At 63.3% G+C, this 13,377-nt stretch carries 12 protein-coding genes; 5 read left to right on the forward strand and 7 right to left on the reverse strand.

Going from position 1 to position 13,377, the window contains the following annotated elements; translation table 11 throughout:
* Window positions 1-34 precede the first annotated feature (34 nt).
* From AB4Z20_RS13380 to AB4Z20_RS13395, 4 genes are read right to left on the reverse strand one after another with little or no spacing between them, the layout of a single operon-like run.
* Entirely contained in the window at window positions 35-502 is a 468-nt protein-coding gene (locus tag AB4Z20_RS13380) for a response regulator (protein ID WP_442090069.1), read from the reverse strand.
* Window positions 499-2,811 carry an ATP-binding protein gene (locus AB4Z20_RS13385; protein ID WP_253474997.1) on the reverse strand — a complete coding sequence of 771 codons (2,313 nt, stop codon included), beginning with the start codon at window positions 2,809-2,811 and terminating at the stop codon, window positions 499-501. Before AB4Z20_RS13385 ends, AB4Z20_RS13380 begins: the two co-directional genes overlap by 4 nt.
* Window positions 2,808-3,476 (reverse strand): response regulator, encoded by a 669-nt coding sequence (locus AB4Z20_RS13390; RefSeq protein WP_214510355.1) that lies wholly within the window; start codon window positions 3,474-3,476, stop codon window positions 2,808-2,810. Before AB4Z20_RS13390 ends, AB4Z20_RS13385 begins: the two co-directional genes overlap by 4 nt.
* Window positions 3,473-4,657: a sensor histidine kinase gene (locus AB4Z20_RS13395; protein ID WP_442090070.1), complete on the reverse strand. Its 1,185-nt coding sequence runs from the start codon at window positions 4,655-4,657 to the stop codon at window positions 3,473-3,475. The genes AB4Z20_RS13390 and AB4Z20_RS13395 overlap by 4 nt, the downstream gene beginning before the upstream one ends.
* Window positions 4,658-4,830: 173 nt before the next feature.
* Between AB4Z20_RS13395 and AB4Z20_RS13400 the strand changes: the two genes are divergently transcribed.
* The 4 genes from AB4Z20_RS13400 to AB4Z20_RS13415 all read left to right on the forward strand — a co-directional run bounded on the left by AB4Z20_RS13400 (window position 4,831) and on the right by AB4Z20_RS13415 (window position 9,732).
* Window positions 4,831-5,352 carry an SgcJ/EcaC family oxidoreductase gene (locus AB4Z20_RS13400; protein ID WP_013693409.1) on the forward strand — a complete coding sequence of 174 codons (522 nt, stop codon included), beginning with the start codon at window positions 4,831-4,833 and terminating at the stop codon, window positions 5,350-5,352.
* A 232-nt stretch (window positions 5,353-5,584) separates the two neighbouring features.
* The gene (locus tag AB4Z20_RS13405; RefSeq protein WP_003202042.1) at window positions 5,585-6,094 is read left to right on the forward strand and encodes a sigma-70 family RNA polymerase sigma factor; all 510 of its coding nucleotides are present in this window, start codon (window positions 5,585-5,587) and stop codon (window positions 6,092-6,094) included.
* Entirely contained in the window at window positions 6,094-7,038 is a 945-nt protein-coding gene (locus AB4Z20_RS13410) for a FecR domain-containing protein (protein WP_442090071.1), read from the forward strand. The genes AB4Z20_RS13405 and AB4Z20_RS13410 overlap by 1 nt, the downstream gene beginning before the upstream one ends.
* A 270-nt stretch (window positions 7,039-7,308) precedes the next feature.
* Window positions 7,309-9,732 carry a TonB-dependent siderophore receptor gene (locus AB4Z20_RS13415; protein ID WP_442090072.1) on the forward strand — a complete coding sequence of 808 codons (2,424 nt, stop codon included), beginning with the start codon at window positions 7,309-7,311 and terminating at the stop codon, window positions 9,730-9,732.
* A gap of 36 nt (window positions 9,733-9,768) precedes the next feature.
* Here the strand turns inward: AB4Z20_RS13415 and AB4Z20_RS13420 are convergent, their stop codons facing one another.
* The 3 genes from AB4Z20_RS13420 to AB4Z20_RS13430 all read right to left on the reverse strand — a co-directional run bounded on the left by AB4Z20_RS13420 (window position 9,769) and on the right by AB4Z20_RS13430 (window position 11,901).
* Window positions 9,769-10,170, reverse strand: coding sequence for a hypothetical protein (locus AB4Z20_RS13420; RefSeq protein WP_018610475.1), 402 nt, complete (start codon window positions 10,168-10,170; stop codon window positions 9,769-9,771).
* A gap of 642 nt (window positions 10,171-10,812) precedes the next feature.
* Window positions 10,813-11,292: a nuclear transport factor 2 family protein gene (locus AB4Z20_RS13425; RefSeq protein ID WP_046062452.1), complete on the reverse strand. Its 480-nt coding sequence runs from the start codon at window positions 11,290-11,292 to the stop codon at window positions 10,813-10,815.
* 45 nt (window positions 11,293-11,337) lie between these two features.
* Complete coding sequence (locus AB4Z20_RS13430) at window positions 11,338-11,901, reverse strand: TetR/AcrR family transcriptional regulator (protein WP_253474980.1); 564 nt, start codon at window positions 11,899-11,901, stop codon at window positions 11,338-11,340.
* Window positions 11,902-12,022: 121 nt separating this feature from the next.
* On the opposite strand from AB4Z20_RS13430, the gene pssA reads away from it, so the two are divergent.
* Complete coding sequence (gene pssA, locus AB4Z20_RS13435; RefSeq protein WP_214510363.1) at window positions 12,023-13,366, forward strand: CDP-diacylglycerol--serine O-phosphatidyltransferase; 1,344 nt, start codon at window positions 12,023-12,025, stop codon at window positions 13,364-13,366.
* The last annotated feature ends 11 nt before the right edge of the window (window positions 13,367-13,377 follow it).

The following is a 13,377-nucleotide window of genomic DNA, read 5'->3' on the forward strand; positions in this document are numbered from 1 at the left end:
CCCGCCGATTCCTTTCACTACTGGATCAAATGAACTACACCGGGTCGACGGCGGGACGGTGCTGGCGCAACAGTTCGATCTGCTGGGACGGGATCAACTCGCGCAACGCCTTATAGAGCGCACGGGTTTCCAGCAGGTTCCAGATGCGCAGCATGGTTTCCAGCGCGTCCAGGGGTTTGCTGATGAAATCCCGGGCGCCTAGGGCCAGGGCCCGCAGGCGCGTGTCACGGGTCGCGTCGGCGGTCAGCACCAGGATCGGCAGGTAGTCATTGGCCGGGATGCGTCGGTTGAGTTGCTCGAGCACGGCAAAACCATCGAACGCCGGCATGTGCAGGTCGAGGATGACCAGGTCCGGCTCGAAGCTGTTGAACAGATCGAGCGTGCGCAACGGTTCGGTGCTGCTCAGCACGTTGTGCAACCCTTCGCGGGCCAGCAGTTGTTCCATCAGGTCCAGGTTGGGGCGCTGATCGTCGACGATCAGAATGCGCAAGTCGCGATTCATGCGGGCTCCGGTAGATAGTGCTCGAGGTGGCCCAGGAAGGCCTGGATATGAATAGGTTTGGTCAGGATCGCCGTGGCGCCGGCGTCATGCAGGGCGCGGTGGGTCAGGTCGCTGGCATCGGCGGTGATCATCAGCACGGGCGTGGCGGCGGTGGCCGGGGACTGGCGCAGGCGCCGCAAGACTTCCAGCCCTTCGAGGTCCGGCAGGCTGACGTCCAGCAGGATCAGTTGCGGGGTGTGCTGGCGAGCGAGGTCCAGGCCCATCTGGCCTTGCATGCTCGACAATAACTGGATGCCAGGGCGGCGTTGCATCAGGGTTTCGATCAGCGCCAGGCTCGACAGGTTGTCTTCGATGCACAGGACTTTGCCGTGATAGTCCACAGGCGAACGTGTCACCGCCAGGGCGGCGATAGGCGGCAAATGCGCGCCAACCACCTGGGTGCCGGGCAGTTGCAGGGTGAAACAGCAGCCGTGTCCGGGCTCGCTGTGGACCTGCAGGTTGCCCTGCATCATTTCCAGCAGGCTCTTGCTCAAGGACAACCCCAGGCCAGTGCCTTCGACCTGGGGATCGGCGCCCAGGCGTTCGAAGGGCTTGAACAGTTGGTCCAGCTGTTCCGGGGCAATGCCATGGCCGGTGTCGTTGACGGCGATGCTCACCTGATGGGCCTGGATGCTGACCTCGATGCGCACCTCACCGCCGGGCCGGTTGTACTTGATGGCGTTGGACAGCAGGTTGAGCAGCACCTGCACCAGGCGCTGGCGGTCTGCGAGCACGCCGCTGTCGTCGGGCAGCGCTGGCAGCTCGGCCAAGTGGATCCCGGCGTCGGCGGCCATTGGTGAAACCAAGGTCAGGGCTTCGTGCAGCACCGTCGACAGGGCGATCGGTTCGATGTTCAGCGGCAGGCGCCCGGCCTCGATCCGGGCAATGTCCAGCACCTCGTTGATCAATGCCAGCAGGTGCTGGCCTGCCCGCAGGATGTGGCTGACCTGGGGGCGTTGGCCAGCCGTGGAGTCCATGTCCAGCAATTGAGCGAAACCGAGGATGGCGTTCAGTGGCGTGCGCAGCTCGTGGCTCATGCGCGAGAGAAACTCGCTCTTGGCCCGGCTGGCGCTTTCGGCTTCTTCGCGGGCGGTGCGCAGGGCGATTTCGGCGGCGCGCCGATCAGTGATATCGCGGGTAATCTTGGAAAAGCCGCGCAGGGCGCCGGTGCCATCGTATTGGGCGGTGATGACCACGCTGGCCCAGAAGCGGCTGCCGTCCTTACGGCAACGCCAGCCTTCTTCCATGTAATGACCGTCGCGGGTGGCTTCGCGCAAGGCCATGTCCGGGTGCGCCGGGCATTCCTCGGCCAGGTAGAACAGGGAAAAATGGCGGCCGAGGATTTCCTGCTCGGTGTAGCCCTTGATCCGCTCCGCGCCGGCGTTCCAGGTGGTGACGTAGCCTTGGGCATCCAGCGCGAAGATCCCGTAGTCCTTCACACCATCGATGATCAGCCGCAAGCGCTCCTCGTTGTCGCGCAGGGCCCGCTCGCGTTCGGCGAGCAACTGCCCGGCCTCCACCAGGCGCGTGCCGAGCTGGCCGATTTCGTCCTGCTCCGGCGGTTGCGGCAACAAGGGTTGGCCCAACGCCAGGCGCTGGGCGTTGCCTTGTACCTGCTGGACCCGGGCGACAATGCCCTTGGACAGGAACAACACCGCGACAATCGCCCCCAGCAGCCCGCACACCGCCGCCAGCAAGGTGGCGAACAACAGGCGCATGCGCGTGGCCGAGGCAGCGGCGCTGCGGTCGGCGAGCAGGGCGTCCTCGCGTATGCGCATGGCGCTGATCTGCTCGCGCAGCACGTCCAGCACCTGTTTGTTTTCGATCAGGATCGCGGTGATGGCTTCGGGGTCGTCGCGCTTGCCGTTGCGCAAAGCGAGCAAACCCTCGAGTTTGTCGGCGATCAGCGGGGTGATGGTCTTGAGGTGTTCGCGCATCCTGGCGTCGCGAATGTTGTGGTCCAGGCGCTGCAACGCGGCATGGATCAGCGGCGTGGCCTGCTCGTAGCTGGGCAGGAAATCTTCGCGGCGGGTCAGCAGGTAACCGCGCACGCTGGCCGCCGCCTCGGCCAACAGGGTATGGACTGTCTGGATATCACCCTGGACCAGCAGCACCCGGCGCACATCTTCTTCGGCCCGGGCGGTCTGGCGTTCGGTGATATAGATCAGCACCAGCGACAGCAGCAGGACCACCAGGGGCAGGGAAATCACCACCAGGGCCTTGCCGCGCAAGGGCAGGTCGGCCCAGCGGCGGGCGGCGAGAAACCTCATGGCCATTGCCCGGAGGGTTGCGCCACCAGGCCCAGGGCAACGCCGCGAACGGCGGCCTGGGTCCGGTCGGCGGCGCCCAGTTTGCCGATGACGCGCTCTACGTGGGCCTTGGCCGTGCCGGGCGCGATGCCCAGCTTTTCACCGATTTCACGGTTGCTGAAACCGCCGGCCACCAGCCCCAGGACCTGGCGTTCCCGGGCGGTCAGGGCCTGGACTTGAGTGGCACCATTCGCACCGCGCTCGGCCATGCGGCGCAGCAGGCGCGCGCTGACCGAACTGTTCAATGCCTCTTCGCCCTGGGCGACCCGTTTGAGGGCGTCGAGCATTTCATCGCGGCTGGCGTCCTTGAGCAGATAGCCGACTGCGCCCGCACCGATGGCGGCTTCGAGGTGGTCGGGGCTGTCATCCATGGTGAAGATCACGACTTTGATTCCGGGCTGGCGCTGCTGCAGGATCCGCGCCGCGCCCAAACCGTTGAGGACGGGCATGCGGATGTCGAGAATCGCGATGTCCGGCTGTAGCCGCTCGCACAGGTCGAGGGCTTCCTGGCCGTCGCGGGCCTGGCCGACGACCTCGAATCCCGGGTTGCCGGCGAGCATGCTGATAAACCCGGTGCGGGTGACTTCGTGGTCATCGGCCAGCAGCAGGCGCAAAGGTGAGTTCATGGGTGTCCTCCGTGGGCCGGTAGCGGCACGCTGGCCAGCAGTCGGGTGCCGCCGCCGGGCTGGCTGCAACAGCTCAAGTGTCCGTCCAGCAAGTGCGCGCGTTCCTGCATGGCAGCCAGCCCCAGATGGCAGCTGCCGTTGGTCTCGATGGGTTGTTCCAGGGCAAAGCCACGGCCATCGTCCTCCACTCGCAGGCAAGCGTGGCCATCGTCCACCGCCAACCCCAAGTGCACATGGCTGGCCTGGGCGTGCTTGAGAATGTTGTTGATGCCTTCCTGGGCAATGCGAAACAGGGCGATCTCGGTGTTGCCCGGCAGGCGCGCGGTGCTGTGTTCGGCCCAGTTCACCGTCAGGCCCGCGTCGCGCAGGCGGTCGGCCTCCTTGTCGACGGCTTTGTACAGGCCGAAATCATCCAGCACGTGGGGGCGCAGGCCACCGATCAGTTGCCGGCCTTCGCCGACGCAGCCTTGGGCCAGGTCGAGGATACTTTGCAGCTCGCTCGCCAGTGCCGGCGGTAGCGACGGGCAGCGACCGGCGAAGCCCTGCAAGCGCTGATGCAAACCAGCGAGATTCTGCGCCAGGCCGTCGTGCAGGTCGTAGGCCACGCGCTTGCGTTCGTCTTCCTGGGCGCTGAACAAGCGGTGGACCAACTCGGACATGGTCCGTTCGCGGGCCTGGAGTGCTTCGAGCAGACGGCTGTTTTCCAGGTGCGCCGCCAACAGCGTCGCGAGCAATTGCAGTGATTCGATGTCTTCGTTGTCCGGCGCGCCGAGGGCCACGCTGTTACCCAGCAACAACGCCCCGAACGCTACGCCGTCGGAGGCACGCAACGGCACCCGCAAGACCTGGGGCAGGGCGCTGCCGGGCGACTCCAGCCATTGTGGGCCGGGCGTTTGTGGCTGGGCCAGGTTGGCGAGCAGCTCGAGTCGCTCCGCGCTGCCGTGGCTGGCGAGGGTGCGCAACGGGTGGTCCGGCGCCCACTCCAGCAGCAGGCCATGGTCCATGGCCATGAACGCGCACGCCCGTTGCAACGCACGCTGGCGCATGGCCGACAGGGGCAACTGCGTCAGTTCATGGCCGGTGCCCAGCAGCAGGCCCAGGCGCGCGGCACGGCTTTGCGACTGGCGATATTGGCTGCGGATCGCCAGGGCACTGCCGGGGTCATGGGGTGGACTTTGCATGGGGAACTCCAGCGTGGAAGAGGACCGGTCCGGTTCGCGGTGGCGTCATTAGAACGTGTCACCGGCACCGGGCCTATCTGCCGAACGGCATAGGCGATTGGCACCGGTTGGCCGATGGCGAAGGCAGGGAAGGCCGGCAAAGTGGGCCCATTGAAACCCAAAGGACCACTTTGATGAAAATGAAAACCTGCGCCATTGCTGCTTTATTCCTGCTGGCCGCGCCGCTTGTCCAGGCGCTTGAGGCTACGCCTTACGTGTATCGCACGGTGGCCGAGCAGCCCAAGAATGTGAATGACCGCGAGATCGCGGCGCTGTTCGACCGCTGGAACGCCGCGCTGCAAACCGGTAGCGCCACTGCCGTGACCGGCCTCTACGCCCCGGATGCGATTTTGCAACCGACTGTTTCCAACAAGGTGCGCAACACGCCGGCGCAGATCCAGGATTACTTCGAGCATTTCCTGGCCGGCAAACCGGTCGGGCAAATCAACTACCGGGAGATCCGCCACCTGGGCCCCGATGCGGCGATGGACAGTGGTGTCTATACCTTCACGCTGACCCAGGCCGACGGTTCCAAGCGCGAGGTCCAGGCGCGCTACACCTTCCTCTATGAGCGCCTCGATGGCCAGTGGAAGATCATCAACCACCACTCTTCGGCCATGCCTGAAGTGCCGAAGACCTTGCACGCCAGCCACTGATAGCACTGCTCGCAAAAGACCTGCCTGTGGGAGCAAAGCTTGCTCGCGATAGCGGAGTATCAGTCAGCATCCATGTTTCTGACACACCGCCATCGCGAGCAAGCTTTGCTCCCACAGGGCCCTCTATCAATTCCATCCCCGTGTCTAGACACACTTTGCATAAAGAGCTTGGATTAACGCGCGAACATTAATTAGAATCAGTCTCATTTAAGACTTTGCGCAGGCTCTGGACATGTGTGATGCAGTTACGCCGACGGAGCATTCCCTCCATGCGTTGTACCGTGACCACGGTAGCTGGCTGGAAGGCTGGCTGCGACGGCGCATGGGCAATGCCTGGGATGCGGCGGACCTGCGCCAGGATACCTTCCTGCGGGTGCTTTCCAGTTCCCAGACCTTGGCTGACCTGCAAGAGCCCCGGGCTTATCTGCTGACCGTTGGCAAACGCCTGCTGAGCAATTTCTACACCCGGCGCAATCTGGAGCAGGCGTATCTCGACGCCCTGGCGAGCCTGCCCGAAGCCTGCGCACCGTCGCCAGAACAACGCTGGCTGCTGCTGGAAACCCTGCAAGCCTTGGACGAACTGCTCGATGGCCTGCCGCCCCTGGTGCGGCGGGCTTTTCTCTGGAGCCAACTTGAAGGCCTGGGTTATCGCGAGATCGCCGAGCGCCTGCAAGTCTCCGAACGCACCGTGAAGCGCTACATGGCCCAGGCCTATGAGCATTGCCTGTTGGTGGACTTCTGATGCGCTCGGCCCCTTCACCCGAAGCCCGCGAAGCGGCGCGGGCGGCGGCTCGCTGGTTGACCCTGATGGAGTTCGACGGGGATGCGTTCGACTCGGCGGCCCTGCAACGCTGGCGCGACAGCAGCGCTTATCATGAGGCGGCCTGGCAGAAGGCCCAGCGATTGCGCCAGCGTTTTGCCGGGGTGCCCGCGTCCCTGGGCATGGCGACCCTGGACCGCCCAGTGCTGGCTCGGCGCGAGGTGCTCAAGCGCGCATTGGGCGTCGCCGCATTGGTCCCGACCGCTTGGTTGCTGGGGCGAGCGCTGCCGTTGGAGGCCTGGCGCGCTGATTTGCACACCGCCACGGGCGAGCAACGGCGCTGGTCGCTGGTCGATGGCAGTGCGCTGCAACTGAACACCGACAGCGCCGTCGACCTGGACCTCAAGGCGCATCGCCTGGTGCTGGTGCGCGGCGAAATGACCCTCAAGCTCGCCGGGCGCACGCCGCTGTCCGTTCAATCACCCTACGGGCTCATCACGGTCGGTCGTGGCGAAATCTGTGTGTATCTGGGCGAACGCGATTGCCGGGTGTCGGTGGTCAGCGGCTCGGCACAACTGCAACCCTTGCGCGGGCCATTGCTGAGCTTGGAAGCGGGCCAGCAGGTCAACATCCAGGATTCAGGCGCGGGGCCAGTGAAGGCGTTCGACGTGGCACAGCTGGGTTGGCGTGACGGCGTATTGGTTGCGCAGGACCAGCCACTGGGGCATTTCCTGCGGGAACTGAGCCGCTATCGCCCCGGGGTGTTGCGTTGGGACGAACCCCTGGAATCCCTGCGAATCACCGGCAGCTTCCGCCTGGACAACACCGACCGAATCCTCACGCTGCTTGCAGCCAGCCTGCCGCTGGACGTGCACATGCGCACTCGCTACTGGGTCACGTTGACACTTCGCAAAAATATGGCCTGAGGCCAATTGAAGTCGATCTCCCGCTGGGCCTGTAGGAGCTGCCGAGCGAAGCGAGGCTGCGATCTTTCCCCGGGCACTTGAATCTCAAGCGAAAGATCAAAAGATCGCAGCCTTCGGCAGCTCCTACAGTGCACCCCAGCGGGAGCAAGCTCCCTCGCCACAGATGGGGGTGGCTTGCAAGTTTCGCCAGGAATCGAGCCTGAGGCCTGTCCCCTTTTTTTGTCTCGCTTGTCATTCAAGGCAACTGAACAAAAATGAGAGCGCTTTCCAATGTCCGCAGTTGCACCTTTGCGTTTGCGCCCGGCCTTTGCCGGCTGGCGTCCGCTGTTGAACCTGAGCCTTATGCTGAGTTTGAGCGCCAGCCCGTTCTTTATCTCATCGAGCCTGGCCGAAGAAGCCGACCGGCGCAGCTACCAGGTGCCGGCCGGCAGCCTCGGCGGGGCGTTGACCCGGTTTGCCGGACTGGCGGGCGTCAACCTGTCGGTGGATCCGGCCCTGGTGAGTGGTCGCAACAGCGCCGGGCTTTCGGGTGAGTTTGGCGTAGAGGAGGGGTTTGCCCGGCTGTTGTCGGGCTCGGGCCTGCAATTGCAAGCGGTGGGTGAGCAGGCCTACATCCTGATGCCGGCGCCAGAAGGCGGCAGCCTGCAACTGGCACCCACCTCGATTGTCGGCGCCACGGCGTCGACGGACAGCCCGGTGTATGCCGGTGGCCAGGTCGCTCGCCGCGGTTCGCAAGGCTTGCTGGGCTCGCGGGACTTCATGGAAACGCCGTTCAGCATGACCACCTACACCAGCGCTGCGGTCAAGAACCAGCAGGCGCGCACCTTGGGCGACCTGATCGCCAGCGACCCCTCGGTCCGTGCCACCAACCCGGCGGGCGGACGCTTTGAGCAGTTCACCATTCGCGGTTTCAGCCTGTTCAACAGTGATGTTGCGTACAACGGTCTCTACGGCATCCTGCCAACCTACACCATCGACATGGAGATGGCCGAACGCGTCGATATTCTCAAGGGCCCGAGCCAGCTCATCAACGGTATCTCGCCGCGGGGCAGCGTGGGGGGCGGGATCAATGTGGTGCCCAAGCGTGCCACCGACAAGCCCATCACCTCGTTCACCGGCAGCTATGCCTCCAACAACCAGATTGGCGGTGCCGTGGATGTCGGTCGGCGTTTTGGTGAGGATGACAAGTTCGGGATTCGCTTCAATGGCGTGAAGCAGGCGGGCGACACCGAATGGGATCACCAGAGCGTGGACCGCGAGATGGCGGTGCTGGGCCTGGATTTTCGCGGTGAGCGCCTGCGACTGTCGACGGACATCGGCCGCACCGAGCGTAACACCGACGCGCCCCAGGAACGCGTGCAGGTGGGCGCCAATGCACAGGTTCCTCACGCCAGTGATGTGCGTGACAACTACGCCCAGTCCTGGAGCAAGGCACGCACCAAGGACACCTTCGGCGCCGTGAACGCTGAATTCGACGTCAACGATTCCGTCATGCTGTATGGCGGTGTGGGGGCGCGCAAAAGCGAGCACGACTTCCTTCGGCACAACGTTTCGGTGACCAACGACGCGGGTGACTTCACCGTCCAGCCCCGTGACTTTACCCGTGACGAAAATGTCCGGACGGCCACGGCCGGGGTGCGCAACTGGTTCCATACCGGCCCGGTGAGCCATGAGGTCAACCTGGCGGCCAGCTATTTCTACATGGACTTCGAAAATGGCGGCGCCCGTTACGCCAACGGCAGCAGCAACCTGTATGACCCGGTACAGACCCCGACGCCGAGCAACCCGACGCGACAGGACGACAAGGTCTACACCGAGAACCGCTTCAGTGGCGTGGCGTTGTCCGACACCCTGGGGCTGTTCGACGATCGCTTGCTGCTGACCCTCGGTGCCCGCTGGCAGCGGGTGAAGGTTGACGACTGGACGAATAACGTCAAGGGCGACACTGCCTACGATGAGGAAAAGGTTTCGCCGTCGGGCGGCATCCTGTTCAAGGCGACCGACAGGCTGTCGCTGTATGCCAACTACATGGAAGGCCTGAGCCAGGGCAAGATCGCGCCGTCGACATCGGTGAATGAGGACGAGATTTTCCCGCCATTCATCAGCCGCCAGGTCGAGGTGGGCGCCAAGTATGATGCCGGTCCGTTCGCCGTCACCGCCGCGCTGTTCCGGATCAAGCAGCCGGCCTATGCGACCGACGCGACGACGCGTGTCTTCGGCCCGAACGGCAAGCGAGAAAACACCGGCGTGGAGTTGAGTGTATTTGGTGAGCCGCTGAAGGGAACCCGCTTACTGGGTGGTGTGATGTACATCGACAGCGAACTGACCCATACCACCAACGGCACCTTCGATGGCAACCGCGCACCGGCCACGCCGAAGTACAACGTCAACCTCGGCGCCGAATGGGACGTGCCGACGGTACAGGGCCTGACCCTGACCAGCCGTGGCATCTACTCCAGCTCGCAGTACCTGGACCAGTCCAACACCAAGCAAATCGATTCCTGGGAACGTTTCGACGTGGGCGCCCGCTACGCGTTCAAGGTCGACGAAAAGCACATCACCCTGCGGGCCAACATCGAAAACGTGGCAGACAAGCGCTACTGGAGTTCGGCCGGCGCATCGGATGACAGTGAGGCTGGCTTGACACTGTCGACCCCGCGCACCTACCTGCTTTCCGCGACGGTGGATTTCTAGGCCGAGGTGCCGCTCCAGGGAAGGAGCCGCCTGGGTTCAGATGTCGCGAAACAGATCGTGGGCATCCAGCAGCCGCCAGGCAATCTCCGGGCGTTTTTCCAGCCCACGGCGGATGGCGGCGGGAATCGACTGGCGAATCTTGCGACACAGGCCGGGCTGGTCCTGGAATTCGATGGCGATGCCGCGCATGGTCCGCACTTCGTTGTAGCCAGGCTCGACGCTCAGGCGGATCCCCAGGTTTTCGTACAGGCGCTGCTGCAGGCGCTGGAGTTCGTCGAGGTCCTGGATGTTCTCCAGACGCTCAAGCAGGCGTTTTTCTTCCTGGCGATTCAGGCACAGGATGCGCAGGTCGCTGCCAGGCGCTTGCAGCAAGGCATCACGGCCACAATCGCAGACGCCGGGCGGGCAGGGGGGACGGATCGGAATCGACGCGGTCATGGGCTCCACAAGAATCTGCTGCACAACGAAACAGCGAGCTTATCGCCGGCCCAGGCAATGTGATGCCTGGCGGCATGTGGGTCAAGCCTGTTGGAGGGGCCGCTGGTCTGGCGCTACTGCATGCCCACCGCTGTACTGTGGGAGCAAGCTTGCTCGCGATAGCGGTGGGTCAGCTTGGACCCTTGCTGGATTTGCCGCCGTCATCGCGAGCAAGCTCGCTCCCACAATGGGATTGGAGTACGACCGGAAGAACCAGGTCGACTATAAGGCCGCCTCGCGAGCAAGCTTTGCTCCCACAGATCTGATGGGTGTACGACCGGAAGAACCAGGTCGGCTACTAGGCCGCCTCGGCGTGGACGTTGATCTCGGGCACGCCGAACCTAGGCGAGGTGCCGAGTGGTGGGGCAAAGCGCTTTTGGTTACTTTTGGCTGGTCCGGCTCCCGGCTCTTCCAAAAGTGACCCGCCGTAAGGGCGGAACCCTAAGCCGCCGTCACCGCAGAAATGGATATGTACTCAGTCAGACCGCCATCGCGAGCAGGCTCGCTCCCACAGGGGATCCATGTCGGACACACCATGTGTATTCGCTGAAATCCAATGTGGGAGCGAGCTTGCTCGCGATAGCGGTGGTTCAGTCGAAAGCGTTACAACCCCAACTCAGACAACCCCGGATGATCGTCCGGCCGGCGGCCCAGCGGCCAGCGGAACTTGCGCTCGCTTTCCTTGATCGGCATGTCGTTGATGCAGGCATAGCGGTTGTACATCAGGCCTTGCTCATCGAACTCCCAGTTTTCGTTGCCGTAGGAACGGAACCAGTTGCCCGAGTCGTCGTGCCATTCGTAGGCGTAGCGCACGGCGATGCGGTTATCGGTGAAGGCCCAGAGCTCCTTGATCAGCCGATAATCCAGCTCCTTGGCCCATTTGCGGGTCAGGAATGCCTTGGCTTCCTCGCGGTTATGGGCGAATTCGGCGCGGTTACGCCATTGAGTATCCAGCGTGTAGGCCAGGGATACTTTCTGTGGGTCACGAGAGTTCCAGCCGTCTTCGGCCAGGCGAACTTTCTCGATCGCCGATTCACGAGTGAACGGCGGCAACGGCGGACGAACTTCGGAAGAGGCAGACATGGCGGATCTCCAGTGAATTGACGAATTGCACAAGGGTTCAACAGGTCAGGCGTGCAGCAGTTTTTCGAGCAAGTCCTGGGCGTCGTCAGCCGCGCTGTGGTCGCCCATGACCAGCGCCACGGTAATGGCGCCGTCAATCAGAATCAGCAGTTGGCGGGCCAGTGCGTCCGGGTTCTGGACACCTTGTTCGACGCACAGCCGGGTTACGTAATCGAGCAACTTCTGTTTGTGCAGCTTCGCCACCTGGCGGACCGGATCCTGTGGATCGCCGGTTTCGCCACTGGTGTTGATGAATGCGCAGCCGCGGAAACCTTCGCTGTCGAACCAGCCCTTGAGCACGGTGAACAGGTTGAGCAGCCGTGCAGTCGGGGTCGGCGCCTTGTCCACTTCGGTGCAGAACCAGTGCATCCAGCGTTCGTCCCGCCGCCTGAGGGCGGCGACGATCAGGTCGTCCTTGTTGGCGAAGTAGCGATAAACACTTTTCCTGGAGACGCCGGCGGTTTTCACCAGAAGGTCCATGCCGGTGGCGGCGATGCCACTTTTATAGATCAACTTTTCAGCGACATCGAGGATGATGTCTCGTGTTTCATTACCAGTGATTTCGTTCATGAAACAAAAGTAGAATGATCGTTCTCCTTGGTCAAGTCATTTTTTCTTGAGGACAGGAAGACCCAAACCCATCCATGGTGTAAGCTCATCCGTTCTTCGGAATCGACCTTTTGCGAGCCCTATGCCGTCGCTTTTCAAACGCTCCCTGCTGCCCAAGCTGCGCAGCTTTGCACTGACCGCCGACGCGGTGACCATCCTCGATGGCGCTGCCCAATTCCGCCGTTGCCTGCTGGAGAAAATCGCCCAGGCCACCCAGCGCATCTACATCGTCGCGCTGTACCTGCAACAGGACGAGGCCGGCCAGGAAATCCTCGATGCCCTGCATGCCGCCAAGGCCGCGCGTCCGGAACTGGATGTGGTCGTGGTGGTGGACTGGCTGCGGGCCCAGCGCGGGCTGATCGGCGCCAAGAAGCAGCCGGGCAACTCGGCGTGGTATCAGGAACAGACTCGCACCCATGCCAGCGAAGTCCCGATCTACGGCGTGCCGGTGCAGACCCGCGAGCTGTTCGGCGTGCTGCACTTGAAAGGCTTCGTGATTGACGACTGTGTGCTCTACAGCGGCGCCAGCCTGAATAACGTCTACCTGCACAAGTTCGACAAATACCGCTACGACCGCTATCACCTGCTGCAGAACACGGCACTGGCCGATTCGATGCATCACCTGGTGCAGCACGGCCTGGTCACCTCCCGGGCCGTGCACCGCCTGGACCTGCCGAACCTGCCCAGCACCCGCAGTTTGCGCAAGGACATCGGCGACCTGCGCAGTCGCCTCAAGTACGCGACCTATGACACCAGCGTTGGCAGCCTCGACAAGAGTGGCCTGTCGGTAAGCCCGTTGCTGGGCGTGGGCAAGAACAATCCGCTGAGCCGGGTGATCGGTGAGCTGATCGCCAGCAGTCGCCAGCAACTGACCATTTGCACACCGTATTTCAACCTGCCCCTGGCGGTGACCCGGGAGCTCAATCGCGCCTTGGCCCGTGGGGTCAAGATCGACATCATCGTCGGCGACAAGACCGCCAACGACTTCTACATTCCGCCAAGCGAGCCGTTCAAGATCATCGCGGCGCTGCCATACCTCTACGAAATCAGCTTGCGGCGCTTCGCCAAACGGCATCAGCGCGCTATCGACAGCGGTCAATTGAACCTGCACCTGTGGCGTGACGGGGACAATACCTATCACCTCAAGGGCATGTGGGTCGACGAGCGCTACACCTTGCTGACCGGCAACAACCTCAACCCGCGGGCGTTTCGCCTGGACCTGGAAAACGCGCTGTTGCTGGACGACCCCAAGGGCGAGTTGCTGGCGCCGCGCCAGGCCGAGCTTGAACAGATCTACCGCCACACCCGCCGGATCGAACGTTACCTGGACCTGGAAACCCTGCCGGATTACCCCGACGCCGTGGCCAGGTTCCTGAAACGGGTCAGCCGGGTGCGGATAGAACGGCTGCTTTACCGGATCCTGTGAACACCCGCGCC

The sequence above is a fragment of the Pseudomonas sp. KB_12 genome, assembly GCF_052114545.1.
Taxonomy (GTDB): Bacteria; Pseudomonadota; Gammaproteobacteria; order Pseudomonadales; family Pseudomonadaceae; genus Aquipseudomonas; species Aquipseudomonas brassicacearum.

Excerpts from the sequence above, each read along its gene's own strand:
- AB4Z20_RS13380 (WP_442090069.1), bottom strand. The coding sequence starts at position 502 with ATGAATCGCGACTTGCGCATTCTGATCGTCGACGATCAGCGCCCCAAC.
- AB4Z20_RS13385 (WP_253474997.1), bottom strand. The coding sequence starts at position 2,811 with ATGAGGTTTCTCGCCGCCCGCCGCTGGGCCGACCTGCCCTTGCGCGGC.
- AB4Z20_RS13390 (WP_214510355.1), bottom strand. The coding sequence starts at position 3,476 with ATGAACTCACCTTTGCGCCTGCTGCTGGCCGATGACCACGAAGTCACC.
- AB4Z20_RS13395 (WP_442090070.1), bottom strand. The coding sequence starts at position 4,657 with ATGCAAAGTCCACCCCATGACCCCGGCAGTGCCCTGGCGATCCGCAGC.
- AB4Z20_RS13400 (WP_013693409.1), top strand. The coding sequence starts at position 4,831 with ATGAAAATGAAAACCTGCGCCATTGCTGCTTTATTCCTGCTGGCCGCG.
- AB4Z20_RS13405 (WP_003202042.1), top strand. The coding sequence starts at position 5,585 with ATGTGTGATGCAGTTACGCCGACGGAGCATTCCCTCCATGCGTTGTAC.
- AB4Z20_RS13410 (WP_442090071.1), top strand. The coding sequence starts at position 6,094 with ATGCGCTCGGCCCCTTCACCCGAAGCCCGCGAAGCGGCGCGGGCGGCG.
- AB4Z20_RS13415 (WP_442090072.1), top strand. The coding sequence starts at position 7,309 with ATGTCCGCAGTTGCACCTTTGCGTTTGCGCCCGGCCTTTGCCGGCTGG.
- AB4Z20_RS13420 (WP_018610475.1), bottom strand. The coding sequence starts at position 10,170 with ATGACCGCGTCGATTCCGATCCGTCCCCCCTGCCCGCCCGGCGTCTGC.
- AB4Z20_RS13425 (WP_046062452.1), bottom strand. The coding sequence starts at position 11,292 with ATGTCTGCCTCTTCCGAAGTTCGTCCGCCGTTGCCGCCGTTCACTCGT.
- AB4Z20_RS13430 (WP_253474980.1), bottom strand. The coding sequence starts at position 11,901 with ATGAACGAAATCACTGGTAATGAAACACGAGACATCATCCTCGATGTC.
- pssA (WP_214510363.1), top strand. The coding sequence starts at position 12,023 with ATGCCGTCGCTTTTCAAACGCTCCCTGCTGCCCAAGCTGCGCAGCTTT.